Origin of the sequence: Humibacter ginsenosidimutans, from assembly GCF_007859675.1 — a bacterium.
In the GTDB taxonomy this organism is placed as follows: Bacteria; Actinomycetota; Actinomycetes; order Actinomycetales; family Microbacteriaceae; genus Humibacter; species Humibacter ginsenosidimutans.
The window spans coordinates 756565-783408 of sequence record NZ_CP042305.1; the positions used below are offsets into that span (position 1 = coordinate 756565).

The following is a 26844-nucleotide window of genomic DNA, read 5'->3' on the forward strand; positions in this document are numbered from 1 at the left end:
CTTACTCGGCCTCGCCGTCGTCACCGCGCCAGAGACCGGCCTCACGCTCGCGATCGAGCTCCGCCCGCGCCTCAGCCTTCGCGTCCATGCGCTCGTGGTACTCCTCGCGCCGCTGGCCCCGGGTGGGCCGCTGGTTCGTGTCGAGACGGGTATCAGAACCGCGAGGCGACGTGACCAGCTCGGCGGTCGACGTCAGCGTCGGCTCCCAGTCGAACACCACACCGTTGTCACCGCCGATCACCACTGCCGATCCCGCGATGGCGCCGGCCTTCACGAGTTGGTCTTCGACGCCGAGCTTGGCGAGCCGGTCTGCGAGGAAGCCGACCGCCTCGTCGTTCGCGAAGTCGGTCTGGGCGACCCACCGTTCGGGCTTCGCACCGCGAATGCGATACACCGTCCCCTCAGAGCCGCCCTCTGCCCGCACGGTGAATCCCGCCTCGTCGACGGCCCTCGGCCTGATGACGATGCGCGGCGTCGTCTCCGCTTCGGCGGCCGCGGCGACCCTGGCCTCCTCGACGAGCTGCGCCAGCGCGAAAGACAGCGCCCGAAGGCCCTCGTGACTGACCGTCGAGATCTCGAACACGCGATAGCCGCGCGCCTCGAGTTCTGGACGGACGAACGCGGCGAGCTCCGCGGCATCCGGCACATCGATCTTGTTCAGTGCGATGAGCTGGGGACGCTCCAGGAGCGGCAGCTGCCCCTCGGGAACCGGATAGGCCGCGAGCTCACGCAGGATGACGTCGAGATCGCTGATCGGATCGCGCCCCGGTTCCAGAGTGGCACAGTCGAGCACGTGCAGCAGCGCGCTGCACCGCTCGACGTGACGAAGGAACTCGAGTCCGAGCCCCTTGCCCTCGCTCGCGCCCTCGATGAGACCCGGGACGTCGGCGATCGTGTATCGCACGTCGCCCGCCTGCACCACGCCGAGATTGGGGTGCAGGGTCGTGAACGGGTAGTCCGCGATCTTCGGCTTCGCCGCCGAAAGCGCTGCGACGAGGCTGGACTTGCCCGCAGACGGGTAACCGACGAGGGCCACGTCGGCGACCGTCTTCAGCTCGAGGACGACGTCGCCCTCCCACCCCGGTGTGCCGAGCAGCGCGAAGCCCGGCGCCTTGCGCTTGGGCGAAGCGAGCGCGGCGTTGCCGAGACCGCCCAACCCGCCAGGCGCCACGACGTAGCGCATTCCGGGCTGATCGAGGTCTGCGAGCGGTGTGCCCGAGGCATCCTTCACCACGGTGCCGACGGGCACCGGCAGCTCCAGATCGTCTCCCGAAGCCCCGCTTCGGTTGTCGCCCATGCCGAAACCGCCGTTCTCCGACGTGCGGTGCGGATGCCGGTGGTACGCCAGCAGGGTCGTGACACCCGGGTCGGTCACGAGCGCGATGTCGCCGCCGTGGCCGCCGTTGCCGCCGTCGGGACCGGCGAGAGGCTTGAACTTCTCCCGGCGCACCGAGACGCATCCGTTGCCGCCGTGCCCTGCGCGCAGGTGCAGCGTCACGGTGTCGACGAACGTCGCCATGATGCTCCTACTCTCCCGCCGTGCGGGTCGATTTCTACGGTAATCGGATGCCTGTGCGACGGCGCGTGCACGTCATCGGTGCACCGCGCCCCGCAGACGCGGATGGACGGGCACGAGGCCCGCCCATCCGGTATGTCTTGCCTGACGAGAGGTCAGTCGCCGGCCACCACGTTGACGACCTTGCGGCCGCCCTTGGTGCCGAACTCGACAGCGCCCGCCTCGAGGGCGAACAGCGTGTCGTCGCCACCACGGCCGACGTTGGCGCCCGGGTGGAAGTGCGTGCCGCGCTGGCGGACGATGATCTCGCCCGCGTTCACGACCTGGCCGCCGAAGCGCTTGACGCCGAGGCGCTGCGCGTTCGAGTCGCGGCCGTTGCGAGTGGAGCTCGCTCCCTTTTTGTGTGCCATGAGTGTCTCTCCTCGCGCTGCTTACTTGATGCCGGTGACCTTGACACGCGTGAGCTCCTGACGGTGGCCCTGGCGCTTCTTGTAGCCGGTCTTGTTCTTGAACTTCTGGATCACGATCTTCGGACCACGGAGGTCGCCGAGCACCTCGGCGGTGACCTTCACCTTGGCCAGAGCCTTGGCGTCACTGGTGACCTTGTCACCGTCGACCAGGAGCACCGCGGGGAGCTCGACCGTGCCGTTCTCTCCGGCCTTGACGCGGTCCATCGTCACGATGGTGCCGACCTCGACCTTCTCCTGCCGACCGCCGGCGCGCACAACTGCGTAAACCACTACTCGTACCTATCTGATGAGGAATCTCTTCGGATTCCAGGCTGACGTTTGATTTCGCTGGTCACGCCCCCAAAGTGGGAGAAGGGTTCGAGCCAGAAAACGAAAGGGTGCTTCACCGCGATAAGTCGGCGCACACCAACAGTCGAGCTTACCGTAAGGCCGCAAAGGCGGTCAAACCGGGCCGGCAGCGTGTCACCCCGTCCCGGTCGTAGACTCACCGCCATGGCCATCCTGATCGACACTCCTCGGTGGCCGAACCACGGAACGCTCTGGTCTCACCTCCTCAGCGACAGCTCTCTGGCCGAACTGCACGAGTTCGCACACAGAAACGGAGTGCCGGAACGCGCGTTCGATCTCGACCACTACGACGTGCCGCAACGAAGCCACGACGATCTGGTCGCGGCGGGCGCGCGACCGGTGTCGAACCGGGAGCTCGTCGAGCGTCTGCGCGACAGCGGCCTGCGCATCACAGCCGCCGAGCGGCGCCGGCGCTGACACCCCGTGCGAGACGGGGCGTCAGCCACACGTCACGCGTGCTGTGCGTCGTCCTGAGCAGGGGCGATGGTACCGCCGGTGAGTCCGGCCGTCGTCACCCGTCGACGCGACCGGCCCTGGCCCGGCTGCTTCGGCTCCGGAAGCGCATCGAGAACCGAGCCGAGGATCTCCTTGGCCTGTTCCCGGTCGACGCGAGCTGCGGGCTCCGCATGCACCTGCACGGGGATGTCGAGGATCGAGAGCGGCGGAACCAGCTCATCGTCGGCCCGCGCCGCGTGCTCGTTCGAGACCGACTCGTGCGCCTGTGCCTCATCGGCCACAGCGACCGGCACCTCGGCAGAGGTCTCCGGCTCGCGCGGCGTCTCTGCGACGACGGCCTCGTCGTTGTTCGGGGTGCCGTTGCCGGAACCGCGACGACCGCGACCGCGACCGCCTCTGCGGCTGCGCGGGGCATCCTTCTTCTCGTCGCCTTCGGCGTTCGGACCGCCGTCGACGGCCACACCGTCACCCTGCTTCTCTGAGCCGGCTGCACGGTGCTTCGGGCCGGATGCCGCCTCACCGGTGGCCTCGGTCGCGACCTCTGCGAGCTCGGCATCGGCATCGGGGTGAGGGTGCAGCGTGCTCGCCGCGATCTGGGCCAGCGCGTTCTTCGCATCGTCGGTGATCTCGTGCGTGCCGGCGTGCCCGTTGGCCGTGGACTGGCTGTTGGCGGATGCCGTCGCACCGGTCTTGCCCCCGCGTCGCCTTTCCGGCGGCTGCGGTGCCCTGTGCTTCGTGACCGGGTCGTGGTGCACGATCACTCCGCGGCCGGCGCAGACCTCGCACGGCTCGCTGAAGGTCTCGAGCAGGCCGAGGCCGAGCTTCTTACGCGTCATCTGCACGAGACCGAGCGAGGTGACTTCGGCGACCTGATGCTTGGTGCGGTCTCTGCTCAGGCACTCGACGAGACGCCGCAGCACGAGGTCGCGGTTGGACTCGAGCACCATGTCGATGAAGTCGACGACGATGATGCCGCCGATGTCGCGCAGCCGCAGCTGACGAACGATCTCCTCCGCCGCCTCGAGGTTGTTCTTGGTGACGGTCTCTTCGAGGTTGCCGCCGGAGCCCACGAATTTTCCGGTGTTGACGTCGACGACCGTCATGGCCTCCGTGCGATCGATCACGAGCGAACCGCCGGAGGGCAGCCACACCTTGCGGTCGAGCGCCTTCTCGATCTGCTCCGTGATGCGGAACTCGTCGAAGGCATCCCGTTGGCCCTCGTATGCCTCGACCCGCTCGAGAAGGTCGGGCGCCACCTGGCGGAGGTAGCTTTCGATGGTCTGCCTGGCGTCGTCGCCCGCGATGATCATCTTCTGGAAGTCTTCGTTGAAGACGTCACGCACGATCTTGATCAGCAGGTCGGGTTCGCTGTGCAGCAGCGCCGGCGCCTGCACGCTCTCGGCCTGCTTCGAGATGTCCGCCCACTGCGCGGTAAGGCGGTTGACGTCGACCGTCAGCTGCTCCTGGGTGGCGCCTTCGGCCGCGGTGCGCACGATGACACCGGTGTTCTCCGGCAGCACCTCTTTGAGGATCTTCTTGAGGCGCGCGCGCTCGGTGTCGGGCAGCTTGCGGCTGATGCCGTTCATCGACCCGTTGGGCACGTAGACGAGATATCGGCCGGGCAGGCTGACCTGGCTCGTGAGCCTGGCGCCCTTGTGGCCGACCGGGTCCTTCGTGACCTGCACGAGAACCTTGTCGCCCGACTTCAGCGCGAGTTCGATGCGGCGCGGCTGATTGCCGGTCTCTGCGGCATCCCAGTCGACCTCGCCCGAGTAGAGCACGGCGTTGCGTCCACGCCCGATGTCGACGAAGGCGGCCTCCATGCTGGGCAGCACATTCTGCACCCGGCCGAGATAGACGTTGCCGATCAGCGACGCCTCCTGGGAACGTGCAACATAGTGCTCGACGAGCACGCCGTCTTCGAGCACGCCGATCTGGATGCGCCCGCCCTTGGATCGCACGATCATCTGACGGTCGACGGCCTCGCGGCGGGCGAGGAACTCGGCCTCGGTGATGACCGGACGACGCCGGCCCGCGTCGCGGCCGTCGCGACGGCGCTGCTTCTTCGCCTCGAGCCGAGTCGAACCCTTGACCTTCTGCGGTTCGGTGATGAGCTCCGGCTCGCGCTGACGGCGCGGTGCCTCGTCCTGCCCCTCCCCCGATCCGCCTCGCCGACGCGTGCGCTTGCGCGACGTGCCCTCTTCCCGCTCCGCGGTCTCTTCGTGTGCCGCGACGGGCGGCGGTGCGAGTACGGGCGGCGCCTGGAACAGCAGAGCCGTGCTCGGGAGGCCAGGGGCCTGTGCGGCGTGCGCGGCAGAGGCGGCCTGCGCCGCGGGTTCGTCGGATGCCTCAGCCTGCGCTTCCGTCTCGGCAACGTCGTCCGCACGGCCGATCTCGACCGTCGTCGCGGACGTGGCCTCCGCCGTGGCCTGCTCGGCCGCCGGCTGTTCGACGACGGCGTTCGTCGCCGGCGCCTCTACGCTCTGACCGGGGATGCCCTCCGGAGCAGCCGCCTGCACCTCCGGCTCGGTCTTGCGCGTCCCGCGCCTGCCACCGAAGAGCCTGCCGCGCTTACGCGGTGCAGCTCCTTCTGTGCCGTGCGATTCTTCCCATGAATTCTGATCGTTCTCCACCATCGCTGGTGCACTCCTCGACCGTACGACGCACGCGCGCGCCGGGTACGGCTGTACTCACGCGGGCCGCGCATATCGCTGCGACCCGCCAATCCTCGGTGCGGCGAACGAAAGGGTGCGCGATTGTCGAGGCGCTTCGTGGCGCCTGAATCGCTGCTCTCGCTTTCGTTCGCCCATCCCCTGTCTGTCACGTGTTCTGCATGTCTCGGTGGCGTCGCGCGCGACCCCACCGCCGGGTATCGTCGCTGGGCGCGTACCCGAAAAGCTTGTTCTTGGCCGACCCGGCGGTGCCGCATCGACTGCCGTCCATTATCGCACGACAGTGCACGACACCCCTTCACGGGGGCACCGAGGCGGGTGTGTCGCTCTGCGATAATCCGTTACGTGTCGCTCGACTCCCCCACCGAAACGAAACAGCCCATAGGCCTCGCCGTCTTCCTGATCATCGTCGGGATCATCGGATGGCTGGCCGCCTTCGCGCTCACGCTCGACAAGTTCACGTTGCTCGAGCATCCGTCGGCGCAGCTCACCTGCAACATCAACCCCTTGATCGGCTGCGGCAAGAACCTCGCGTCGTGGCAGGGATCCGTGCTCGGCTTCCCCAACCCGATCATCGGTATCGCCTGCTGGGCGGCGCCGATCGCCGTCGGTGTCGGCATCCTCGCGGGTGCCCGCTTCCGCCGCTGGTTCTGGATGCTGTTCAATCTCGGCGTGCTCGGCGCGATCGTGCTCGTGATCTTCTTGATCGTCACGAGCCTGTACAGCCTCTACGTGCTCTGCCCCTACTGCATGATCACGTGGACCGTGACCATCCCGCTGTTCTGGACGGTGACCTTCTACAACCTGAAAGAGGGCAACATTCCCACGAACGATCGGGTGAGGGCGTTCTTCGCAGCGGCGTACAGCTGGATCCCGTTGATCACGTTCATCTGCTACGTGATCGTGGCGGTGTTCGCGCAGATCCAGGTGCAGTGGATCCCGAACGCGTTCCGCTGATCCGTTCTGCGGCTCGCGGCTGACCCTGCTGAGTGCCGCATGCGCGAAGAAGACGTGAAAGCTCAAGGCTGCGCCGTCCTCGCTGGGACGGCGCAGCCTATGAACGCAGCCCGGCGCCCCCGCGCCCGACGCAACACGCTCTCAGAGGCGGCGGGCCCGACGGCGCCGAACCCGGTCACGCACCAGGCCCGACCGCGGCGCGCCGGGCGGGGACTGGCGCGCAAGACAGCTCAGAACCAGAGCGCGAGTTCGCGTGCGGCGCTCTCGGGCGAGTCGGAACCGTGCACGAGGTTCTGCTGAACGGCGAGGCCCCAGTCACGGGCGAGGTCGCCACGAATCGTGCCTGGTGCGGCAGTGGTCGGGTCGGTGGCACCGGCGAGCGAGCGGAAGCCCTCGATCACACGGTTGCCCGCGACGCGGATGGCGACGATAGGACCGGACTCCATGAATTCGACGAGGGGCTCGTAGAACGGCTTGCCCTGGTGTTCCGCATAGTGCTGCGCGAGCAGCTCGCGGTCGGCCTCGACGAGCTTGATGTCGACGAGCGCATAGCCCTTGGCCTCGATGCGGCGAAGGATCTCCCCGGTCAGGCCGCGGGCCACACCGTCGGGCTTCACGAGCACGAGGGTCTCTTCGATGGTGGTCATTCGTTCTCCTTGTGAGTGGGGTCGGGGTCTGTCGAGCCTGCGCGATGTTCCGCGCCCCGCCGGTCGAGGCGTGCTCCGGTGATCATGGCGTAGGCCCAGATGGCGGTGAAGATCGCGCCGACGATGAAGAGCATGCCGACGAGGAATCCGGAGGCCACCACGACCAGCTGCACGAGCCAGCCGATCCAGTAGCCCACCCGGTAGCGCAGCAGTGCGACGGCGATCAGCATGAGCACGATCACCGCGCCTCCGCCGATCAGCGCCTGCGCAGGCGACAGCGTGTGCAGGCCGAAGATGACCAGTGCTCCCAAGAACACGACCACCACTTCGAACCCGAGCACGATGGCGCCCAGGCTCTCCTGTGCCGAGCGTTCGCGTCTGCGACGCGGAGCAGGCGCAGTGTCTTCTCCGCTCATCGCCCGCCTCCCCACCGTTGTGTGCGGTGCATCGCCGTCATTCGGCGGCCGCCTTCCAGTCGCGATCCTGCGCCAGTTCGAGCGCCTCGCCGATGAGCGCGATCGAGCCCGTGACGACCACGGCTCGTCGCTCATCGCTCGCCGCCCATTCGCGGGCGGCCTCGATGGCGTCGCCGAGATCGTGATACGACTCGACGTGCTCGTGGGTCCACTCCTCGATGTGATCGGCGAGCTCGTCGGACGACGTCGATCGTTCGGAGTGCGACTGGGTGACGAAGATGTGCGCCGCCAACGGGGCGAGCGCGTCGAGGATGCCGTGGGCATCCTTGTCGCGCAGAATGCCGATCACGAACGCGATCTCGTCGAAATCGAAGAACTCGGGCAGTGCGTTGGCGAGGGTGAGCGCTCCCGCCGGGTTGTGGGCGGCATCCAGCAGCACGGTCGGCTCGGTGCCCACCAGCTGCAGCCGGCCGGGCGAGGTGACGGTGGCGAAGGCCTCCTCGACGAGTGGAGCGCGCAGCGCCTCGCTGCCGTCGCCGAGGAACGCCTCGACGGCCGCGACGGCGACCGCGGCGTTCTGGGCTTGGTGCGCCCCGTAGAGCGGTAGGAACAGGTCGGGATAGGTCTCGGCCCGACCGCGGATCGTGACGAGCTGACCTCCGACGGCCACGGCATCAGCCGTCACGTCGAAGTCCTCGGGCTGGAATGCGATGGATGCCTCGCGCATCTCGGCCGCTCGCCGCAGCTCTGCGACGGCCTCCGGCACTTGCGCGGCACTCACCACGGTCGCAGACGGCTTGATGATTCCGCTCTTGGTACGCGCGATCTCGGCGATGGTCTTACCGAGACGCTCGGTGTGGTCGAGGGAGATCGGTGTGAACACGGCGACCTGTCCGTCGCCGACGTTCGTCGAGTCCCACTCGCCGCCCATGCCGACCTCGATCACGGCCACATCGACGGGTGCGTCGGCGAAGGCCGCGTAGGCGAGCACCGTTGTCACCTCGAAGAACGTCAGACGGGCGTCGCCCTCCTTTTCGAGTTCGTCGTCGGCCATCTGCACGTAGGGGGCCACGTCGTCCCAGTTGCGGGCGAGCGCCTCGTCGGAGATCGGCTCTCCGTCGATCATGAAGCGTTCATTGAAGCGCAACAGGTGCGGGCTGGTGAACAGGCCGACGCGCAGCCCGTATGCGCGCAGGATGCTCTCGATGATGCGACTCGTCGACGTCTTGCCGTTGGTGCCCGTGATGTGCACGATCGGGTAGGCCCGTTGCGGATCGCCGAGCAGCTCGAGCGCACGGCGCGTCGGCGCCAACCGGGGCCGCGGGTTCGACTCGCCGAGTCGTTCCAGCAGCGTGTCGTACACGGCGTCCGCGGCCTCGCGGAACTCCTCGTCAGCGGAATCGCTCACCGTTCCTCCTTCGCCCTCTCCAGGCTCACCAGCAGGGCGGATGCGGCACCCACGGCCACCGCGTCGTCCGCATCCGCTGCATCGTCGTCGACGTCGACGTCGAGCTCGACCGCCAAGGTCTCTGCACTCACGAGCTGTGCATGGGCGCTGACCGCATCGGCTCCCACCCGGTCGAGCACCAGGCGAAGCCTGATGCGGTCGCTCACGTCGAGGCCCGCCTTCTTGCGGCTCTCCTGCACAGCACGCACGACGTCGCGTGCGAGGCCCTCTGCCTCGAGCTCCTGCGTCGTCGTGATGTCCAGCAGCACGAACCCGTCGCCCGGCAACAGGGCGATCGCCCGACCCGACTCGGTGTCGGCGGCCTCGAGCACGAGTTCGTACTCGCCTATCGCCAGCTCGATGCCACCCGCCGTGACCACGCCGTCGACCTCGGACCAGTCGCCGTCACGCGCGCCGCGGATGGCCGTCTGCACGTTCTTGCCCAGCCGCGGGCCTGCGGCTCTGGCGTTCACGGTCAGCCGCTTGCTGATGCCGTACTCCTCGGGGCTCTGCTCCGTGAGTTCCACGAGCTGCACGCGCTTCACGTTGAGCTCGTCGGTGAGGATGCCCTCGAAGCTCGCCAGCGCGCCGGCGTTCGGCGTCACCACGGTGAGCTCAGCCAGAGGAAGCCGCACCCGCAGTCCTGCCTGCTTGCGCAGCGACAACGCCACCGAGCTCACCTGACGCACCCGGTCCATCGCTGCGACGAGCTCGTCGTCGCGCGGGAACTCCGCGGAGTCGGGCCAGTCGGTCAAGTGCACGCTGCGACCGCCGGTGAGGTCCTTCCAGATGCGCTCGGTGATGAGCGGCAGCAGAGGCGCTGCGACCCGCGCGAAGGTCTCGAGCACCGTGTAGAGGGTGTCGAACGCCTCCGCGTTCGAGCCGTCCGCCGTAACGCCCTCCCAGAACCTGTCGCGCGAGCGTCGCACGTACCAGTTGGTCAGGACTTCGGCGAAGTCCCTGATCTTGGCCGCGGCGAGCGTCGAGTCAAGGTTCTCGAGGTCGATGGTGACGGCATCCACCAGCTCGCGCGTCTTCGCCAGCAGGTAGCGGTCGAGCACATCGGTCGAATCCGTGCTGCGCTTCGCCTCGTAGCCGCACGCATTGGCGTAGAGCGAGAAGAAGTACCAGGTGCTCCACAGCGGAAGCAGGGCCTCGCGCACGCCCTGACGGATTCCCTCCTCGGTGACGACGAGGTTGCCGCCGCGCAGCACCGACGACGACATGAGGAACCAGCGCATGGCATCCGAGCCGTCGCGGTCGAACACCTCGCCCACGTCGGGGTAGTTGCGCAGAGACTTCGACATCTTCTGCCCGTCGCTGCCGAGCACGATGCCGTGGCTGATCACGCGCTTGAACGCCGGTCGATCGAAGAGCGCCGTGCTCAGCACGTGCATCAGGTAGAACCAGCCACGGGTCTGCCCGATGTACTCGACGATGAAGTCGGCGGGGTTGTGCGTGTCGAACCACTCGCGGTTCTCGAACGGATAGTGCACCTGCGCGTACGGCATCGATCCCGAGTCGAACCACACGTCGAAGACGTCGGTGATGCGGCGCATCGTGGAGCGACCGGTCGGATCGTCGGGATTCGGCCGCGTCAGGTCGTCGATGAAGGGGCGATGCAGGTCGGGTTCGCCGTCGGCGTTCACCGGCAGACGTCCGAAGTCGCGCTCGAGTTCGGCGAGCGAGCCGTACACGTCGATGCGGGGGTGGCTCGGGTCGTCGCTCTTCCACACCGGGATCGGCGACCCGAAGTAGCGGTTGCGGCTGATCGACCAGTCGCGCGCCCCGGACAGCCACTTGCCGAACTGGCCGTCCTTGACGTTGTCGGGCACCCACTCGATCTGCTGGTTCAGCTCGACCATGCGATCGCGGAAGGCGGGAACCTTCACGAACCAACTCGACACGGCCTTGTAGATCAGCGGGTTGCGGCACCGCCAGCAGTGCGGGTAACTGTGCTCGTAGGATGCCTGCCGCAGCAGCCGTCCCATCGCCTTGAGCGCCTGCGTCAACGGTTTGTTCGCGTCGAACACCTGCAGCCCGGCGACATCGGCGACCTCGGGCAGGAACCGGCCACCCTCGTCGACGGAGAGCACGACGGGGATGCCCGCCGCGGCCGTGACCCGCTGGTCGTCCTCGCCGTAGGCGGGCGCCTGATGCACGATGCCGGTGCCCTCTTCGGTCGACACATAGTCGTCCACCAGGATCTGCCAGGCGTTCTGCGTGCCGTACGTCTCGGCATCGGCGTAGTAGTCCCAGAGGCGGTCGTAGCGCACGCCGGCCAGCTGCAGGCCGGTCACGGTGCGGGAGACGGCGTCGCGGGCATCCTCGGCGGACTCGTAGCCGAGGTCTTTCGCGTACGAGCCGACGAGATCGAGAGCGATCAGATACTCGGCGCCGAGCACCTCGGAGCCGAGCGGCTCACCGCCGTCTTCTCTCGACACCTCGGAGTCCGCTGTTCCGTTCGGGCCGGCAGGAACCACCGCGTAGACGATGTCGGGGCCGACGGCGAGCGCGAGGTTCGTCGGCAGGGTCCACGGTGTGGTCGTCCACGCTAGTGCGCGCACGGCGGTCAGCCCGAGCGCCTCTGCCTTCTCCCCGACGAGCGGGAAGGTCACCGTGACCGTCTGGTCCTGACGCATCTTGTAGACGTCGTCGTCCATGCGCAGCTCGTGGTTCGACAACGGGGTCTGGTCGCGCCAGCAATACGGCAGCACGCGATACCCCTCGTACGCGAGCCCCTTGTCGTGGAGCTGCTTGAACGCCCACAGCACCGACTCCATGAAGGTGATGTCGAGCGTCTTGTAATCGTTGTCGAAGTCGACCCACCGCGCCTGACGGGTGACGTACTCCCGCCACTCACGCGTGTACTTGAGCACGGATGCCCGTGCGGCGTCGTTGAACGCCGCGATGCCCATCTCCTCGATCTGGCTCTTGTCGGTGATGCCGAGCTGGCGCTCCGCCTCGAGTTCGGCGGGCAGCCCGTGCGTGTCCCAGCCGAATCGGCGGTGCACCTGCTTGCCGCGCATCGTCTGGAATCGCGGGAAGACATCCTTCGCATAGCCGGTGAGCAGGTGGCCGTAGTGCGGCAGCCCGTTGGCGAAGGGCGGACCGTCGTAGAAGACCCACTCCGGAGCACCTTCGCGCTGATCGACGGACGTGCGGAACGTGTCATCGTCATCCCAGAACGCGAGGATGTCCTCCTCGATCTGCGGGAACCGCGGCGACGGCGTGACTCCCTGCGCCGCGGCGTGCGGGTCGGAGTGGTCGTGGGACTTGGGGTACGGCATGCTTCTCCCGGCAGGAAAGGACTTCTGCACGAGGACGCCGCCGGTCGTCTGGACGTTCTGACCGGAGCGCGGTACCACCCCGCTTGCCGCGCACCGGCATCCCTCGGCGGTGCGCAACCACTCGTTGCGGCTGTGACGGGCCACCCGTCCGGTTCTAGTGAGTGCCGCGCGCCGCGTGTGCGGATGCTCGACACCGTTCTTCCGGAGACTCCCCGGTGATGGCCGGATCGCAGTCGTTGCCGTTCAGTCTACAACCGGGAGCGGGGGCGGCGATGGTGGGGATAACCCCCGTGTCGATTCGGTGACCGACCGGATGTGATGGGAACCTGGCGAACGCGACGCTGGAGTTGTACGGCTGAGGACTGCATGGGACCCGTCGCGATCGTGGCGACGCACGGCAGCATCCGACGACTACTCATCGAAGGGAATGGGACATGACCGACACCGGATCGCCGTCAGGCATCGCGGATCCGATCACGCCAGGAGCCGCTGCTCACGCCGAGGCCGGCGGAAGCGAGGTCGAAGGCGCGGGGACGGCGCCCGCCGCTGTCAGCAAGCTCCCGCAGCCTGTCCGTGACGGGTTCTGGCGTCGCTACGGGCGCCTCTGGGTGTACGCCCCCAGGGAGGTCGGCGTGCTCTTCGTGCTGTTCCCGCTCGCCATCGTCGCCATGAGCGTGCTGTGGCCCGTCTTCTTCACGGGCGTCGGGACCGTCGTGATCTACATCGGGATCTTCCTGCTGGTGGCGAGCCTCTACGCCGCGAGGGGTTACGGCATGTTCACGCTGGCGCTCCTTCGCGCGGCGGGGCGCCCCGGCATTCCACGTCCCCCGTGGCGCGAGCAGGCGCGCCACGGCTTCATCGGCCGGGTCTTCGGCCCGTTCGCGAACGGTCACTACTGGCTCTACCTGCTCTACTCGAGCGTCGTTCAACTCCCGGTCAGCATTCTGACGTGGTCGGTGCTCATCACCTGGCTGTCCGCCGGCGTCGGCGGCGCGAGCTATTGGATCTGGGGCGGGTTCGTGCCGCACGACAACGGCAACATCTGGATCGCGGAGTCCGTCTGGGAGCACACGCTGCACACGAGCGCACCCTTCGCCCCCGCCGCGGGCGACCTGATGCTCTACAGCGTCGTCGGGATCGTGTTCCTCTTCACACTCCCGTTCGTCACGCGTGGCCTCATCACGCTGCAGTGGGTCGTCGCACGGGGACTGCTCGGCTCCTGGGAGTCGGAGCAGCTGCGCAAGGAGGTCGACGAGCTCGCGATCTCACGGGCAGCGGCTGTCGCGGCGGAGGATCGCGAGCTTCGCCGGCTCGAGCGCGACATCCACGACGGCCCCCAGCAACAGCTGGTGCGACTTCGCATGGACATCGCCGCTGCACAGCGCAGGCTCTCGGTCGACCCGGATGCGACGTCGCGGCTTCTCGACGAAGCCGGCGGTCGTGCGCAAGAGGCTCTCGACGAGCTGCGAGCCCTCTCCAGAGGGTTCGCGCCGCCCATCCTGCAGGACCGCGGGCTCAGTGCGGCTCTGGATTCGCTGGCGACGCGCAGCACCGTGCCGGTGACCGTCACGACGGAGCTCTCCCCCACGACGACGCTCTCGCCGGAGCTCGAGCGCAATCTCTACTTCGTCGCCGCGGAGCTGCTCACCAACGTGGCCAAGCACGCGAAGTCGGCTCACGCCGACATCACGCTGAAGACCGATGCCGCAGGTGTCTCTCTCACCGTCGCGGACAACGGCGTCGGCGGGGCGACGGAGGTGTCAGGTCACGGACTCGCGGGCATCCGGGAACGCGTGACGGCGATGCGCGGCACAGCGGGCATCCAGTCCGGATCGAACGGAACGGCGGTCACCGTCATCGTGCCGCTATCGTGAACGCGTGACCGAAGCCCTTCGCGTGCTGCTGGCCGATGACTCCATGCTTCTGCGCGAAGGGCTCAGTCGTGTTCTCGACGAAGCCGGCTTCGTGACGGCAGGCGCGTTCGGCGATGCCGACGCCCTCCTGGCCGCAGCGACCGAGGTGCCGTACGACGTGGCCATCCTCGACGTGCGCATGCCGCCCACGTTCCGCGACGAGGGCGTGCGTGCCGCGCTCGAGTTGCACGGCAGGCATCCCGACCGCGGGGTGCTGCTGCTGAGCCAGTACGTCGAGACCACCTACGCCAGGGAGCTGCTCGGGGCGGGGGCCGGAGGCATGGGCTATCTGCTCAAAGACCGCGTGGCATCCCTCGACGAGCTTGTGGATGCCGTCACCCGCGTCGCAGCCGGCGGCACCGCCCTCGACCCCGAGGTCGTCGCCCAGCTCGTCGGCCGTCACGCCGACCCGCTCTCGTCGCTCACCCCGCGCGAGCGCGAAACGCTTCAGCTCATGGCGGAGGGGCGCACGAACCAGGCCATCGCGGCCCGACTCCACGTGGGCGTCGGCGCCATCGAGAAGAACGTCTCGGCGATCTTCACGAAGCTCGACCTCGAGGATTCGGGTGCGGACCACCGACGGGTGCTCGCCGTGCTCGCCTGGCTCGATGCAGCGATCTGAGCCCATCTCCAGCAAGCAATGCCTGCACATCCGACCGGAGCGCATCGATCGGGTTCTTGGAAATCCGCCACAATCCGGCGGGCGCAACGCTGGAGGTAACACAGCACACGGCGGCGCCATCTGGCGCCACACTTGTACCCCGTGACCGATTCCACAGCCATCGCAGCACGCAACGCCGACAAGAACGCCTGGCGGGTGACCCTCGCCTCTCTCGTCGGCACCTCCCTCGAGTCCTACGACTTCTACGTCTTCAGCTATTTCAGCGCCCTCTTCAGCGCGTCGGTCTTCTTCCCGGCGGAGAACCGGGTCGCCGGCACCCTGCTCTCCTTCCTGGTGCTGGCCACCTCGTACTTCGTGCGTCCGATCGGCGCCATCATCTTCGGGCATCTCGGCGATCGGCTCGGCCGGCGCGCGACGCTCATCTGGACCATCGGCATCATGGGCGTCTCCACCGCGCTGATCGGCGTTCTGCCCGGCTACGCCACCATCGGGCTCGCGGCACCCGCGCTCCTGGTGCTGCTGCGGGTCATCCAGGGTCTCTCGCTCGGCGGCGAGTGGGGTGGCTCGATTCTCGTCGGCGTGGAGCACTCCACCGAGAAGCGGCGCGGGTTCTACGCCGCCATCCCGCAGCTCGGCTCTCCGATCGGCACCACGGTGACGGCCGTGCTCTACCTCGTGCTCAGCTTCACCATGTCGCCCGAAGCCCTCGCATCGTGGGGCTGGCGCATCCCGTTCCTCCTCGCGCTCCCGCTGCTCGCGGTCTCGCTCTATCTGCGGCTCTCGATCGACGAGACTCCGGTCTTCACGCACCTCGTGGCCGAAAAGCGTCGCACGAGGATGCCGGTGCTCGACGTGTTCCGTCGCCAGCCGGTCGCGCTCGTGGTCGCCATCGGCGCCGCCTTGCTCGGCATCGGGTCGTACTCGCTGATGAACACGTACACGATCAGCTACGGCGTCACGGCGCTGCACTTCGACTACACGCAGTTGTTCATCGCGACGACGATCGGCAGCGTGCTCCAGTTCGTCACGATCCCGCTCTTCGGGCTGTGGGCGACCAGGATCGGCTCGGCGCGCGTCGTGTGGATCGGCGCCCTCACGACGCTGATCATCGCGTTCCCGATGTACTACATGCTGCAGTTCGCCACGTTCCCGATCCTCGTCGGCACGATGATCATCGGCGGCATCTTCCCCACGCTCAGCTGGGCGGGCCTCGGCGGCCTCATGGCCGACATCTTCGGGCAGTCGATCCGCTACAGCGCACTGTCCATCGCCTACGCGGTCGCCGCCGCGCTGTCCGGCCTGATCCCGATCGTCACGACCGCTCTCGGAGCGGCGAGCCACGATGCGTGGTGGCACCCGGGAGTCGTGCTCGCCGTGCTGTCGGCCGTCACGCTCGTCGCCGCCTTGGCCGCGGCATCCATCGCCCGTGCGCGCCGCGAAGGCGCCGCCGATGCGACCGAGGTGCTCGAGTCGGAGGAAACGGGCGAGAGCGCGGTTGCAGCTCGCTGAGCGAGTCCGAGGCGAGTCGAAGCAGCCTGGACAGGCCCTTCGGCTCGCCTCGCTCGTTCAGGAAGCGGATTTCACCGCACGGTAGGCTGGTGGGCATCCCACACTCAGGCACCAGTTGACACGGTGCCGCATATACAGATCACGGAGATCCGCCATGACCGAGGCCGCGCACGCCAACGAGACGACCACGACCGACGCTTTCGGTCGGATTCCCGACAAGCCGGCCCTCGAGGGGCTCGAGCAGGTGTGGGATGCCCGTTGGCGCGATGCCGGCACCTATCACTTCGACCGGGATGCCGCCCTCACGCACGGTCGCGCCGGCATCTTCTCCGTCGACACGCCGCCGCCGACCGCCTCCGGATCGCTCCACATCGGGCACGTCTTCAGCTACACGCACACGGATGTCATCGCCCGCTACCAGCGCATGCGCGGCAAGAACGTCTTCTATCCGATCGGGTGGGACGACAACGGTCTGCCCACCGAACGTCGTGTGCAGAACTACTACGGCGTGCGCTGCGACCCGTCGCTGCCCTACGAGGCCGACTTCGAGCCGCCGTTCCGCGGTGGGGACAACAAGAGCTCGCGCGCCGCAGACCAGAAGCCCATCTCGCGCCGCAACTTCATCGAGCTTTGCGCGGAACTCACTGTCGAAGACGAGAAGCAGTTCGAGGCGCTCTGGCGCAAGCTCGGTCTTTCGGTGGACTGGCAGCAGACCTACCGCACGATCGGCGAGGAGTCGCTGTTCGTCTCCCAGCTCGCGTTCTTGAACAACCTGGAGCGTGGCGAGGCGTACCAGGCGATGGCTCCGACGCTCTGGGATGTCACCTTCCGCAGCGCCGTCGCGCAGGCCGAGCTCGAGGACCGCGAGCAGCCGGGCGCCTTCCACGCGGTGTCGTTCCAGGGCGATGACGGCCCCGTGGTCATCGCCACCACCCGCCCGGAGCTGATCCCCGCCTGTGTGGCCCTCGTGGCGCACCCGAGCGACGAACGGTACAAGCCACTGTTCGGCAAGACCGTGCGCACACCGGTGTTCGGCGTCGAGGTTCCCGTGCTCGCGCACCACCTCGCCGAGCCCGACAAGGGCACGGGCATCGCCATGGTCTGCACCTTCGGCGACATCACCGACGTCACCTGGTGGCGCGAGCTCGACCTGCCGACGCGCCCGATCATCGGATTCGACGGCCGCATTCTCGCCGAACCGCCCGCCGCGATCGCGTCGGAGGAGGCGAAGGATGCCTATGCCGCGCTCGCGGGCAAGACCGTCTTCTCCGCGAAGCAGGCGATGGTCGAACTGCTCAAGGCGTCCGGCGACCTGCTCGAAGACCCGAAGCCGATCACGCACCCCGTGAAGTTCTACGAGAAGGGCGATCGCCCCCTCGAGATCGTCTCCACCAGGCAGTGGTACGTCACCAACGGCGCGCGGGACGAGAAGCTCGCCGACCGACTGGTCGAGCTCGGTCAAGGCATCGACTGGCATCCCGACTTCATGCGTGTGCGCTTCGAGAACTGGGTTGGTGGTCTCTCCGGCGACTGGCTGGTGTCGCGCCAGCGCTTCTTCGGCGTGCCGATCCCGGTCTGGTATCCCCTGGATGCCGACGGCGAGCCCGTCTACGACTCGCCCATCGCCCCGACCCGCGATCAGCTGCCCGTCGACCCGACGATCGACACGGCTCCTGGATTCGACGAATCGCAGCGCGGAGCCGCCGGTGGCTTCGTCGGCGAGGTGGACATCCTCGACACGTGGGCCACGTCGTCGCTCACCCCGCAGATCGCCGGCGGTTGGCAGCGCGACCCCGAGCTCTTCAAGGCGGTGTTCCCCTACGATCTGCGCCCGCAGGGCCAGGACATCATCCGCACCTGGCTGTTCTCCACTCTGCTGCGTGCCCAACTCGAAGAGGGCGTGTCGCCGTGGGCGCATGCCGCCATCTCCGGCTTCATCGTCGACCCCGACCGCAAGAAGATGTCGAAGTCGAAGGGCAACGTCGTCACGCCGGCCGCGATCCTCGACCAGCACGGGTCGGATGCCGTGCGCTACTGGGCGGCGTCGAGCCGACTCGGCACCGACGCCGCGTTCGACCCGCAGAACCCGACCCAGATCAAGATCGGCCGCCGACTCGCGATCAAGGTGCTCAACGCGGCGAAGTTCATTCTGAGCTTCCCCGCGACCGACGGCGCTGTGACAGAAGCTCTCGACAAGGGCATGCTGGCGCAGCTCGCCACCGTCGTCGAGAACGCGACGGCGGCGCTGGACTCCTACGACCACGCCCGGGCGCTCGAACTCACCGAGTCGTTCTTCTGGACGTTCTGCGACGACTACCTCGAGCTGGTCAAGGAGCGCGCCTACGCCGAGGGGCAGGGAGCAGCCTCCGCCGTGGCAGCGCTGCGGCTCGCGCTGTCGACACTGCTGCGACTCTTCGCACCGTTCATCCCGTTCGCGACCGAAGAGTCGTGGTCGTGGTTCCAGACCGGCTCCGTGCATCGTGCCGAGTGGCCGGCGGCAGCCGAAGCCTCTGCTGCTGCGGGCGACGCGACCCCGCTGGTGCTCACGGCCACCTCGGGAGTGCTCACAGGCATCCGTCGCGCGAAGACCGCGGCCAAGGCGTCTCAGAAGGCGCCCGTCGCGCGCGCGGTGATCACGGCACCCGAGGAGGAGCTCTGGGCGATCGAGCAGGCGGCGGACGACATCCGCGCGGTCGGACGCATCGCCGTGCTCGAGTTCGCCACCGGTGATGAGGTTTCCGTCGACGTGGAGCTCGACGAATCGGCACAGGTCTAGGCATCGGCGCCATACGAACAGCTAGGTTTTAACTCACGGCGTCGATTCCACGATCTGGAACGCGCGGAGGGGGACTTAATGGGTATCACGATTCGCGAGCCCGGCGAAGGCGATTTCTTCTCGTGGCTCGCGCTCTACGAGGACTACGCCACCTATCACGGACGCCAGCTCACCGATCAGGGAGCGCTCGTCGTGTGGAGCTGGCTCTCCGAGCCGAGTCACAGCGAGCGCGGGCTCGTCGCCGTCGGCGACGACGGCGCACTGATCGGCCTCGTGCACTTCCACGACGTTCCGCGGCCGCTCGACGGCGTGCACGCGCTGCACATCGACGACTTGTTCGTGCTCGAAGAGCACCGTGAGCAGGGTTACGGACGTGCTCTGATCGAATCGGTCGCTTCGCTCGGAGCAGCATCGGGCATCCGCAGTGTCGAATGGATCGCCAAGCCGGCCGATGGCGAGTCCCGCGGGTTCTACGACGAGATCGGGGACTTCACCGAGGTCGCCGTCTATCGTCTCCGTCAGGCTGAGGAGTCGGCGGCCGACGATGACGGCTCTTCCGACGCGCAGGACATCGCCGAGACACCAGCAGATGCCGTGCAGGTCGACGGCTCGGAGCTCCAAGCGCAGCCGGAAGCGCAGCACGAGGATGTCGACGGGCAGTCCGTCGACGCGGCCTCCGCCACCGAGACGACCGAGCCCGTGCCGAACGGCCACTCCCCCGAAGCCCCAGCCGCCGAGGAACCTGCTGAAGATGCGGCCGCAGAGGGTGAAGAGCAGGCTGCGGAACACGCGGAGCCTGCAGACGAACATCAGGAGTCCTGACCGTGCAGCTCGGCACCCGCTGGCCGGTGGGGGGCTCCGCCCCCGATCGCGTGCCCTCCGTCGTCGTCGCCGCGATCGAGGCGGTCGAGGACGAACTCGACGCGCTCGACGTCGACGCCTCCACGTGGCGTTGGACGCTGACCTGGCTGGAGGGCCGGCCCGTGGTCGAACTCGATGATGGAACCGTCATCACGTACCACCCCGACGAGGACACCGCGACCGTCTCGCAGCCCGGGAATTCCGAGCCCGACGAAGAAGAGTGAAGGCGCCCGGCCTCGCCAGGACGGCGAGGCCGGACGCCCCATCACCGCGGCAATCCTGGTGAGTTCGCTGTTTCGGCGTGACTCGGGATAGCAGCGTTACGGCATCAGGCGGCCCCAGACAGCCGCCGAGCGCTCGGCCGCGGAGGACTCCGCCTCGCTCTGCCACCGGTGAAGCTCTCGTCGCTGGGTCTCGTTCTGTTCGTGCCGTTCCGCCCACGACACCAGTGCGTGTCCGACTCTGCCCACGGCGGGCGTGATGGCGAACGCTCGTGAGTCAGTTGTTCCGATCGTGCTCATGGTTCCTGCTCCGCTCCCCCGATGACCGGGATGCATCGACATGAGGTTGGGATGCCCGTGACGTTACGGCGCACCACCGACAAACCGGGCTCGCCGAACGCGGATCACGGCAGCATCCGCCCCCACACCTGTGCCCGTCGTGCGGCGTCCTCGTCGAGCTTCGCCTGCAGCCGGCCGGCGTGCACGCGCCCCGCCTCGCGCCTGGCAGCGTTCGCGGTGCCCCACTCGACCATGAGCTCTCCCAACCGCACGGCGGCGCGTTCGAGCACGGACTGTTCCTTGTAGTGCAGCTGAACCGTGCTCATGAGTTGATCTCCTTCGGATCGATGAGCGGATACGTGTTGAACTGGAGCTGGACTCGGCGTACGCCTTCGGCCTCCTGGCCGCGATAGCGCTCGACTGCACGGCGGAAGACCTCGTCGATCTCCGCGCCCAATGCCTCGAACTGCTCGATCGTGAGCGGGAGGGCGGTGTGCATCAGGCGGCTGGCGTCGATCCACCGCGGATCGAACACGTCGTCGCCGCGATCCAGAAAGTCCATCGTCTGGTCGAACCAGCGCTGGTGCCAGGTCTTGGCCACCAGGTTCGCGGCCGTGTTGGCGGCCTCCCCGTCGAGCTCGGTGGCCTGCATGGTGACGAGCTGAGGCGTGCGCTCCCACCACCGTTCGCGTGCGGTGCCCTTGCCTTCGACCTCTCGTACGAAGCCGTGCTTGGCGAGCTCTCGAAGGTGATAGCTCATGGCACCGCTCGACTCTCCGAGGCGCTCACCCAGCCCGGTCGCCGTGAGCGGGCCGAACTGCACGAGTTCTTCGAAGATCTGCATGCGAAGCGGATGCGCCAGCGCCTTCAGTGCCGTCGCATCCAGACGGCGCGAGGCCAGTGTCGCCTTCGGCTCGTCCTCAGCTGCCTTGTCCATGACCCAAGACTACGGGTGCAAAGACTTCTTTGCAAGTATTTCTTTGCAATGCTTTCTTTGCAGCAGCTTCTCACGCTCTGGCGATGATCTCCCCGTGTGTCAGGGCGAACCAGCCGTCAGAGGCGGCAGCCCACTCGCGCCAGGCATCCGAGACGTCACGGAGCTCGTGCACCGAGGCATGGCCGTTCTCGATGGCGGCCGTCGCGAACGACGATTCCGTGACGCGCTCCGCCCACGTGAGGCCCCACCACTCACGGTCGGCATCGGACGAGAACGCCCACACCGACGCCGTGGCGCCGACGTGCTCGAAGCCGGCCGCCGTCGCCCAGGCTTTCAACCGACGCCCGGCGAGAGGCTCTCCCCCGCCGCTCCGCGCGGCATCCACGTAGATGCGCAACCACTCGCCGATGCCATCCAGCACCGGGTACCACGCCGGTGTTCCGTAGTCGGCATCGCGTGCCGCGAGGATGCCGCCCGGCCGGAGCACGCGACGGAACTCGCGCAGCGCCGCGACGGGGTCCACCAGATGCTGCAGCACCTGGTGCGCGTGCACGACGTCGAACGACGCATCCTCGAAGTCGAGAGCGTACGCATCCCCCACCCGGAACTCCACGTTGCGCAGATCGTTGTCGGCGGCCAGCCCGTTCGCGTTCGAGACCACGAGTTCGAACGCGTCGATGCCGATGACTCTTCCGGGTGAGACCAGCCTGGCCAGGTCGAGCGTGATGGTTCCCGGTCCGCTTCCCACGTCGAGGACGTCGAGGCCCGGTCTCAGGTGCGGAAGAAGATAGGCGGCCGAGTTCTCGGCCGTTCGCCACGAATGCGACCGAAGGACGCTGGCGTGGTGTCCGTGCAGGTATCGCTCGTCACTGTGGGATGCCATGCGCCCAGCCTAGAAACCCGCGCTCTCTTAAGCTGGAGATCATGACGAATCCGCTCCTGAGCCCCAGCACGCTTCCGCACGGACTGCCACCGTTCGCGCTCATCGAGGACGAGCACTATGTGCCCGCATTCCAGGAGGGAATGGCCGAGCAGCGCGCGGAAGTCGCCGCGATCGTCGCCGATGAATCGGAGCCGACATTCGAGAACACGTTCCTGCCGCTCGAGCGGTCGGGACAGACGCTGCGTCGCGTCGCGGAAGTCTTCTACAACAAGAGCTCGGCCGACTCCAGTGACGCGATCAGCGCCATCGAGGAAGAGTTGGCTCCGGTGCTCGCCGCGCACGAAGACGCCATCCGCCTCGATCCCGGGCTGTACGCGCGCATCAGCGCCGTGCATGCCGCGCTCGATTCACTGGCCCTCGACGCGGAGTCGCGCTATCTCGTCGAGAGCTACCACGAGGAGTTCACGCTGGCCGGTGCCGGGCTTCCCGAGTCGGGCAAAGAGCGTTTGAAGCAGCTCAACGCCGAGCTCTCGACCCTTCAGACCAAGTTCGAGAAGGGCTTGCTCGCCGACACCAACGAGCTGGCCGTGCACCTCGACGACGCCGCGGAACTCGCGGGACTGTCGGAGGCGGAGATCTCCGCAGCCCGTGAAGCCGCACGCGATCGGGACCTCGACGGCTACCTCGTCACGCTGGTGCTCCCGACGGGGCATCCGTTCCTGCACCGCCTCGACGACCGCGCCGTGCGCGAGCGCGTGATGGCGGCATCCAGGGCCCGCGGAACCCACGGCGGCGAGCACGACACCCGCGACCTCGTGTTGCGCATCACAGCGCTGCGCGCGGAGCGTGCACGCCTGCTCGGCTTCGCGGATCACGCGTCGTACGTCACCGCGTCGCAGACCGCGAAGACACCCGACGCCGTCGCCGCCATGCTCTCGCGTCTCGCCCCGGCCGCTGCACGCAACGCCCGTGCCGAAAAGGCGGACTTGCACGAGTCTGCGGGCTTCGACATCGAGTCGTGGGACTGGGCGTACTACGCCGAGCGCGTGCGGGCCGCCAAGTACGACGTCGACACCGCTGCCATGCGCCCGTACTTCGAAGCGGAACGCGTGCTGCGCGACGGTGTCTTCTTCGCGGCGAGCCGCTTGTACGGCATCCGTTTTCAGCAACGAGACGACCTGGTCGCCTATCACCCCGACGTGCGAGTGTTCGAGGTCTTCGACGCCGACGACTCCTCTCTCGGACTCTTCCTCTACGACCTCTACACGCGCGATTCCAAGCGCGGCGGCGCCTGGATGAACGAGCTCGCGCAGCACACGGAGTTGCTCGGCGGCGGAACCATCGTCGTCAACAACCACAATGTGCCGAAGCCCGCGGACGGTGAGCCCACTCTTCTCACCTACGACGAGGTGGGGACGCTGTTCCACGAGTTCGGGCACGCCCTGCACGGCCTCTTCGGACGCACGGTCTACCCGAGATTCGCCGGCACCAGCGTCTACCGCGACTTCGTCGAGTTTCCCAGCCAGGTGAACGAGATGTGGATGCTCTGGCCCGAGGTGCTCGACAACTATGCGCGCCACTACGAGACCGGCGAGAGCATGCCCGCCGACCTCGTCGAGCGCATCCGCGCCTCCGAGGCCTTCAATCAAGGCTTCGCCACGAGCGAATACCTCGCCGCGGCGATGCTCGATCAGGCGTGGCATCGGATCGACGCCGACGCGCACGTCGAGTCAGTCGAGGACTTCGAAGCCGCGGCGCTCGCGGCGGCGGGGCTCGATGACGCTGCCGTGCCGCCGCGCTACTCGAGCACCTACTTCGCCCACACGTTCTCGGGCGGGTATGACGCCGGCTATTACTCCTACATCTGGAGCGAGGTGCTCGACGCGGACACCGTCGAATGGTTCAAGGAGAACAGCGGGCTCTCGCGCGACGGCGGCGAACGTTTCCGGCGTCGACTGCTCGGCGTCGGTGGATCGAAGGACCCGCTGGAGGCCTACCGCGACTTCCGGGGTCGGGATGCCGTGATCGAGCCGCTGCTGCGCAGGCGCGGTCTCGACTCAGCGGGTGAGTGACACCACCGTCACGACGACGACGAGCGTGCCGACGATTCCGGTGGTGAGCCCGATGAAGAACCATCGGGCTCGCCCCTGGATCCGCGCCGGGGCCGGAGGCAGGCCGGGAACCGAGCCATCACCGCTCTTCATGGTCACGGGGCCGAGCGACCCAGGGCCGAGTCCGTTGCTCATGCCCACACCCTACGGGCATCCCGCCCGTTCATGTTGCACCGTGTGACGCCACGACGTGCGCACTCGGTGTTCGTTTCGTACGGTGATCAGGTCGTCCCATCGACCCACCGACCAGGAAGCAGCCATGTCACAACTCCCCGAACTCGACCACACGGCACCGTGCACGTGCGAGTCGGGCGAGATGTGCGCTGATATCCGTCCCGGTCACGGGCTGCACGCACTGCAGCTGAGGCTCGCCTCGGCGACGCCCTCGCTCTGGCGCGATGCCCTGATCGTCGGGGTGCGTGATGACGGGTGGGTGGATGCCGTCGCCCTCGACGGAACCGCCGTGTCGCTGTGGAACCATGGTGACCTGACCGACTCCGTGGTCGCCGGTGAGCCCGTGTCGCTGCACACCGCGTACAACGTGCTGGCGGCCGGTTCGCGCCGCTTCAACGTTCTCGCGGCCGCCTGAGACCGACAGAGCGGACGGTCAGACCGCTTCCGCCTCGTGCATCATGTCGAGCATGGCTCCGCACGCCTTCATGCACTCGTCGCAGGCCATCGCGCACATCCGGCAGGTCTCGCTCATCTCCGCGTGATTGCCGCATTCGTCCGAGCAGGCCGAGCACATCGCCATGCAAGCCCTGAGCATGGCCTGCATCGCCGACATGTCGAATCCCGTGGGGCGCATCATCATGCGCATCATCGTGTTGCAGACGTCGGCGCAGTCCATGCACATCGCCGCGCACTTCATCATGCCGTCGGCCATGCCGTTGTCGGCGCACATGGTGCACGCCTGTTCGCAGGCCGAACACGCCTCGATGCAGCGCTGCATGACCATCGCGTCCATCGCCGGCATGCCGATCGCATCCACCGACATGCTCTGCATCATCTCCGCCGTCATGTTGCCGTTCATCACGTGTCCCCCCGTCGTCTCGGACCTTTGGCGTACGGGCCTGATGCTACGCGCGCTGACGGACCGCTTCCACGTGTCGGACACATCGTCTGCACGCACACCGGTTGGCCCCGGCCGCGCCGGGGGCGTCTCAGGCCGACTTCTCCTCGCGACGCGAGCGGCGGTGCGGCACGATCGTCGGGGCGGCGTTGTCGATGACCGCCTCCCTCGTCACCACAACGCGCGCGACCTCGTCGCTGGAGGGCACCTCGAACATGATCGGCCCGAGCACCTCCTCGAGGATCGCGCGCAGCCCGCGCGCTCCCGTCTGTCGCAGCACCGCGAGGTCGGCGATGGCATCCAGCGCGCCGGCATCGAACTCGAGCTCGACGCCGTCGAGTTCGAACATGCGCTGGTACTGCTTGACCAGCGCGTTCTTCGGAACCGTCAGAATCTGGATGAGCGCTTCGCGGTCGAGTTGCGAGACCGTCGTGACCACGGGAAGTCGCCCGATGAACTCCGGGATCAGCCCGAACTTGTGCAGGTCTTCCGGCAGCACCTCGCTGAACAGGTTGATGTCGTCGCCCTTGCTGTGCAGCGGGGCGCCGAACCCGATCCCCTTCTTGCCCGCTCGCGAGGAGATGATGTCTTCGAGTCCGGCGAACGCTCCCGCGACGATGAAAAGCACGTTCGTCGTGTCGATCTGGATGAACTCCTGGTGCGGATGCTTGCGCCCGCCCTGCGGCGGAACCGACGCGACAGTGCCCTCGAGGATCTTGAGCAGCGCCTGCTGCACGCCCTCGCCGGAGACGTCCCTCGTGATCGAGGGGTTCTCCGCCTTGCGCGCGATCTTGTCGACCTCGTCGATGTAGATGATGCCGGTCTCGGCGCGTTTGACGTCGTAATCGGCCGCCTGGATGAGCTTGAGCAGGATGTTCTCGACGTCTTCTCCGACGTATCCCGCCTCGGTGAGTGCCGTGGCATCCGCGAACGCGAACGGAACGTTGAGTCGCTTCGCCAGCGTCTGCGCAAGATAGGTCTTGCCGCATCCGGTCGGGCCGATCAACAGGATGTTGGACTTGGCGATCTCGATGTCTTCGCCGACCTGTTCGGCCGGACCGAGCGTGGTGCGCGCCCGCACTCGCTTGTAGTGGTTGTAGACAGCGACCGAGAGAGCCTTCTTGGCGGGCTCCTGCCCGATGACGTACTCCTCGAGGAAGGCGAAGATCTCCTTCGGCTTCGGCAGGTCGAACTGGCCGGCGTTCTCCTCGCCGGACTCGGCCATACGCTCTTCGATGATCTCGTTGCACAACTCGACGCACTCGTCGCAGATGTACACGCCGGGGCCCGCGATGAGCTGCTGAACCTGCTTCTGGCTCTTTCCGCAGAACGAGCACTTGAGCAGATCGGCGCTTTCTCCGATGCGAGCCATGGAACCTCCCGAGTGGGCTGCTTCGTACGAGCCTAACCTGTGGGGCAGACAAAGGAGGGGAGGTCATCC

24 protein-coding genes are annotated in these 26844 nt (G+C 67.4%); 10 read left to right on the plus strand and 14 right to left on the minus strand.

Going from position 1 to position 26844, the window contains the following annotated elements; genetic code table 11:
* Position 1: 1 nt before the first annotated feature.
* The 3 genes from obgE to rplU form a co-directional block, all read right to left on the minus strand.
* Positions 2–1519, minus strand: a complete 1518-nt coding sequence (gene obgE, locus FPZ11_RS03650) for a GTPase ObgE (protein ID WP_146318458.1) — start codon at positions 1517–1519, stop codon at positions 2–4.
* Positions 1520–1671: 152 nt separating this feature from the next.
* Positions 1672–1926: a 50S ribosomal protein L27 gene (gene rpmA / locus FPZ11_RS03655; RefSeq protein ID WP_146318460.1), complete on the minus strand. Its 255-nt coding sequence runs from the start codon at positions 1924–1926 to the stop codon at positions 1672–1674.
* Between the two features lie 21 nt (positions 1927–1947).
* Entirely contained in the window at positions 1948–2256 is a 309-nt protein-coding gene (rplU, locus tag FPZ11_RS03660; protein WP_146318462.1) for a 50S ribosomal protein L21, read from the minus strand.
* Positions 2257–2478: 222 nt separating this feature from the next.
* Between rplU and FPZ11_RS03665 the strand changes: the two genes are divergently transcribed.
* A complete protein-coding gene (locus FPZ11_RS03665; RefSeq protein ID WP_146318464.1) occupies positions 2479–2751 on the plus strand; it encodes a DUF4031 domain-containing protein in 273 nt (90 codons plus the stop codon).
* A 32-nt stretch (positions 2752–2783) separates the two neighbouring features.
* Here FPZ11_RS03665 and FPZ11_RS03670 read toward each other — a convergent pair whose 3' ends face one another.
* Positions 2784–5426: an Rne/Rng family ribonuclease gene (locus FPZ11_RS03670; protein WP_146318466.1), complete on the minus strand. Its 2643-nt coding sequence runs from the start codon at positions 5424–5426 to the stop codon at positions 2784–2786.
* Positions 5427–5807: 381 nt separating this feature from the next.
* On the opposite strand from FPZ11_RS03670, the gene FPZ11_RS03675 reads away from it, so the two are divergent.
* Positions 5808–6419: a vitamin K epoxide reductase family protein gene (locus FPZ11_RS03675; RefSeq protein ID WP_146318468.1), complete on the plus strand. Its 612-nt coding sequence runs from the start codon at positions 5808–5810 to the stop codon at positions 6417–6419.
* A 230-nt stretch (positions 6420–6649) separates the two neighbouring features.
* Here the strand turns inward: FPZ11_RS03675 and ndk are convergent, their stop codons facing one another.
* Genes ndk through ileS form a run of 4 tightly spaced genes read right to left on the minus strand, consistent with a single transcriptional unit; the run spans position 6650 to position 12219 of the window.
* Positions 6650–7066, minus strand: coding sequence for a nucleoside-diphosphate kinase (gene ndk / locus FPZ11_RS03680; protein WP_146318470.1), 417 nt, complete (start codon positions 7064–7066; stop codon positions 6650–6652).
* A complete protein-coding gene (locus FPZ11_RS03685) occupies positions 7063–7482 on the minus strand; it encodes a DUF4233 domain-containing protein (protein WP_146318472.1) in 420 nt (139 codons plus the stop codon). Before FPZ11_RS03685 ends, ndk begins: the two co-directional genes overlap by 4 nt.
* A gap of 37 nt (positions 7483–7519) precedes the next feature.
* Positions 7520–8890, minus strand: a complete 1371-nt coding sequence (locus tag FPZ11_RS03690) for a bifunctional folylpolyglutamate synthase/dihydrofolate synthase (RefSeq protein ID WP_146318473.1) — start codon at positions 8888–8890, stop codon at positions 7520–7522.
* Complete coding sequence (gene ileS, locus FPZ11_RS03695) at positions 8887–12219, minus strand: isoleucine--tRNA ligase (protein WP_146318475.1); 3333 nt, start codon at positions 12217–12219, stop codon at positions 8887–8889. Before ileS ends, FPZ11_RS03690 begins: the two co-directional genes overlap by 4 nt.
* A 434-nt stretch (positions 12220–12653) precedes the next feature.
* Between ileS and FPZ11_RS03700 the strand changes: the two genes are divergently transcribed.
* The 6 genes from FPZ11_RS03700 to FPZ11_RS03725 all read left to right on the plus strand — a co-directional run bounded on the left by FPZ11_RS03700 (position 12654) and on the right by FPZ11_RS03725 (position 20124).
* Positions 12654–14093, plus strand: coding sequence for a sensor histidine kinase (locus FPZ11_RS03700; protein WP_146318477.1), 1440 nt, complete (start codon positions 12654–12656; stop codon positions 14091–14093).
* A 43-nt stretch (positions 14094–14136) separates the two neighbouring features.
* Positions 14137–14754, plus strand: a complete 618-nt coding sequence (locus tag FPZ11_RS03705) for a response regulator (protein WP_146322674.1) — start codon at positions 14137–14139, stop codon at positions 14752–14754.
* 141 nt (positions 14755–14895) lie between these two features.
* On the plus strand, positions 14896–16263 hold the full coding sequence (locus FPZ11_RS03710) for an MFS transporter (RefSeq protein WP_246846512.1): 1368 nt from the start codon (positions 14896–14898) through the stop codon (positions 16261–16263).
* 154 nt (positions 16264–16417) lie between these two features.
* A complete protein-coding gene (gene valS, locus FPZ11_RS03715) occupies positions 16418–19039 on the plus strand; it encodes a valine--tRNA ligase (RefSeq protein ID WP_146318481.1) in 2622 nt (873 codons plus the stop codon).
* Positions 19040–19117: 78 nt separating this feature from the next.
* Complete coding sequence (locus FPZ11_RS03720; protein WP_146318483.1) at positions 19118–19861, plus strand: GNAT family N-acetyltransferase; 744 nt, start codon at positions 19118–19120, stop codon at positions 19859–19861.
* A gap of 2 nt (positions 19862–19863) precedes the next feature.
* A complete protein-coding gene (locus FPZ11_RS03725; RefSeq protein WP_146318485.1) occupies positions 19864–20124 on the plus strand; it encodes a hypothetical protein in 261 nt (86 codons plus the stop codon).
* A 401-nt stretch (positions 20125–20525) separates the two neighbouring features.
* Here the strand turns inward: FPZ11_RS03725 and FPZ11_RS03730 are convergent, their stop codons facing one another.
* The 3 genes from FPZ11_RS03730 to FPZ11_RS03740 form a co-directional block, all read right to left on the minus strand.
* The gene (locus tag FPZ11_RS03730) at positions 20526–20726 is read right to left on the minus strand and encodes a hypothetical protein (RefSeq protein ID WP_146318487.1); all 201 of its coding nucleotides are present in this window, start codon (positions 20724–20726) and stop codon (positions 20526–20528) included.
* Entirely contained in the window at positions 20723–21337 is a 615-nt protein-coding gene (locus tag FPZ11_RS03735) for a winged helix-turn-helix domain-containing protein (protein ID WP_146318489.1), read from the minus strand. The genes FPZ11_RS03730 and FPZ11_RS03735 overlap by 4 nt, the downstream gene beginning before the upstream one ends.
* Before the next feature lie 70 nt (positions 21338–21407).
* Positions 21408–22220, minus strand: coding sequence for a methyltransferase domain-containing protein (locus FPZ11_RS03740; RefSeq protein ID WP_146318491.1), 813 nt, complete (start codon positions 22218–22220; stop codon positions 21408–21410).
* 41 nt (positions 22221–22261) lie between these two features.
* Here FPZ11_RS03740 and FPZ11_RS03745 point away from each other — a divergent pair, with 41 nt between their 5' ends.
* Positions 22262–24292 carry a M3 family metallopeptidase gene (locus tag FPZ11_RS03745; RefSeq protein ID WP_146318493.1) on the plus strand — a complete coding sequence of 677 codons (2031 nt, stop codon included), beginning with the start codon at positions 22262–22264 and terminating at the stop codon, positions 24290–24292.
* On the opposite strand, the gene FPZ11_RS03750 is transcribed toward FPZ11_RS03745, so the two are convergent.
* Positions 24278–24466: a hypothetical protein gene (locus FPZ11_RS03750; RefSeq protein WP_146318495.1), complete on the minus strand. Its 189-nt coding sequence runs from the start codon at positions 24464–24466 to the stop codon at positions 24278–24280. The genes FPZ11_RS03745 and FPZ11_RS03750 overlap by 15 nt on opposite strands.
* Before the next feature lie 124 nt (positions 24467–24590).
* Here FPZ11_RS03750 and FPZ11_RS03755 point away from each other — a divergent pair, with 124 nt between their 5' ends.
* On the plus strand, positions 24591–24920 hold the full coding sequence (locus tag FPZ11_RS03755) for a hypothetical protein (protein WP_146318497.1): 330 nt from the start codon (positions 24591–24593) through the stop codon (positions 24918–24920).
* An 18-nt stretch (positions 24921–24938) separates the two neighbouring features.
* Here the strand turns inward: FPZ11_RS03755 and FPZ11_RS03760 are convergent, their stop codons facing one another.
* Together FPZ11_RS03760 and clpX are read right to left on the minus strand one after the other, a co-directional pair.
* Entirely contained in the window at positions 24939–25364 is a 426-nt protein-coding gene (locus tag FPZ11_RS03760; RefSeq protein ID WP_246846633.1) for a four-helix bundle copper-binding protein, read from the minus strand.
* A gap of 130 nt (positions 25365–25494) precedes the next feature.
* Entirely contained in the window at positions 25495–26775 is a 1281-nt protein-coding gene (gene clpX, locus FPZ11_RS03765; RefSeq protein WP_146318499.1) for an ATP-dependent Clp protease ATP-binding subunit ClpX, read from the minus strand.
* Positions 26776–26844: the final 69 nt, after the last annotated feature.

Excerpts from the sequence above, each read along its gene's own strand:
- FPZ11_RS03750 (WP_146318495.1), bottom strand. The coding sequence starts at position 24,466 with ATGAGCAACGGACTCGGCCCTGGGTCGCTCGGCCCCGTGACCATGAAG.
- FPZ11_RS03700 (WP_146318477.1), top strand. The coding sequence starts at position 12,654 with ATGACCGACACCGGATCGCCGTCAGGCATCGCGGATCCGATCACGCCA.
- FPZ11_RS03665 (WP_146318464.1), top strand. The coding sequence starts at position 2,479 with ATGGCCATCCTGATCGACACTCCTCGGTGGCCGAACCACGGAACGCTC.
- FPZ11_RS03740 (WP_146318491.1), bottom strand. The coding sequence starts at position 22,220 with ATGGCATCCCACAGTGACGAGCGATACCTGCACGGACACCACGCCAGC.
- FPZ11_RS03755 (WP_146318497.1), top strand. The coding sequence starts at position 24,591 with ATGTCACAACTCCCCGAACTCGACCACACGGCACCGTGCACGTGCGAG.
- rpmA (WP_146318460.1), bottom strand. The coding sequence starts at position 1,926 with ATGGCACACAAAAAGGGAGCGAGCTCCACTCGCAACGGCCGCGACTCG.
- clpX (WP_146318499.1), bottom strand. The coding sequence starts at position 26,775 with ATGGCTCGCATCGGAGAAAGCGCCGATCTGCTCAAGTGCTCGTTCTGC.
- FPZ11_RS03730 (WP_146318487.1), bottom strand. The coding sequence starts at position 20,726 with ATGAGCACGGTTCAGCTGCACTACAAGGAACAGTCCGTGCTCGAACGC.
- FPZ11_RS03685 (WP_146318472.1), bottom strand. The coding sequence starts at position 7,482 with ATGAGCGGAGAAGACACTGCGCCTGCTCCGCGTCGCAGACGCGAACGC.
- valS (WP_146318481.1), top strand. The coding sequence starts at position 16,418 with ATGACCGAGGCCGCGCACGCCAACGAGACGACCACGACCGACGCTTTC.
- FPZ11_RS03670 (WP_146318466.1), bottom strand. The coding sequence starts at position 5,426 with ATGGTGGAGAACGATCAGAATTCATGGGAAGAATCGCACGGCACAGAA.
- obgE (WP_146318458.1), bottom strand. The coding sequence starts at position 1,519 with ATGGCGACGTTCGTCGACACCGTGACGCTGCACCTGCGCGCAGGGCAC.
- FPZ11_RS03735 (WP_146318489.1), bottom strand. The coding sequence starts at position 21,337 with ATGGACAAGGCAGCTGAGGACGAGCCGAAGGCGACACTGGCCTCGCGC.
- FPZ11_RS03760 (WP_246846633.1), bottom strand. The coding sequence starts at position 25,364 with ATGAACGGCAACATGACGGCGGAGATGATGCAGAGCATGTCGGTGGAT.
- FPZ11_RS03705 (WP_146322674.1), top strand. The coding sequence starts at position 14,137 with ATGCTTCTGCGCGAAGGGCTCAGTCGTGTTCTCGACGAAGCCGGCTTC.
- FPZ11_RS03720 (WP_146318483.1), top strand. The coding sequence starts at position 19,118 with ATGGGTATCACGATTCGCGAGCCCGGCGAAGGCGATTTCTTCTCGTGG.
- ndk (WP_146318470.1), bottom strand. The coding sequence starts at position 7,066 with ATGACCACCATCGAAGAGACCCTCGTGCTCGTGAAGCCCGACGGTGTG.
- ileS (WP_146318475.1), bottom strand. The coding sequence starts at position 12,219 with ATGCCGTACCCCAAGTCCCACGACCACTCCGACCCGCACGCCGCGGCG.
- FPZ11_RS03745 (WP_146318493.1), top strand. The coding sequence starts at position 22,262 with ATGACGAATCCGCTCCTGAGCCCCAGCACGCTTCCGCACGGACTGCCA.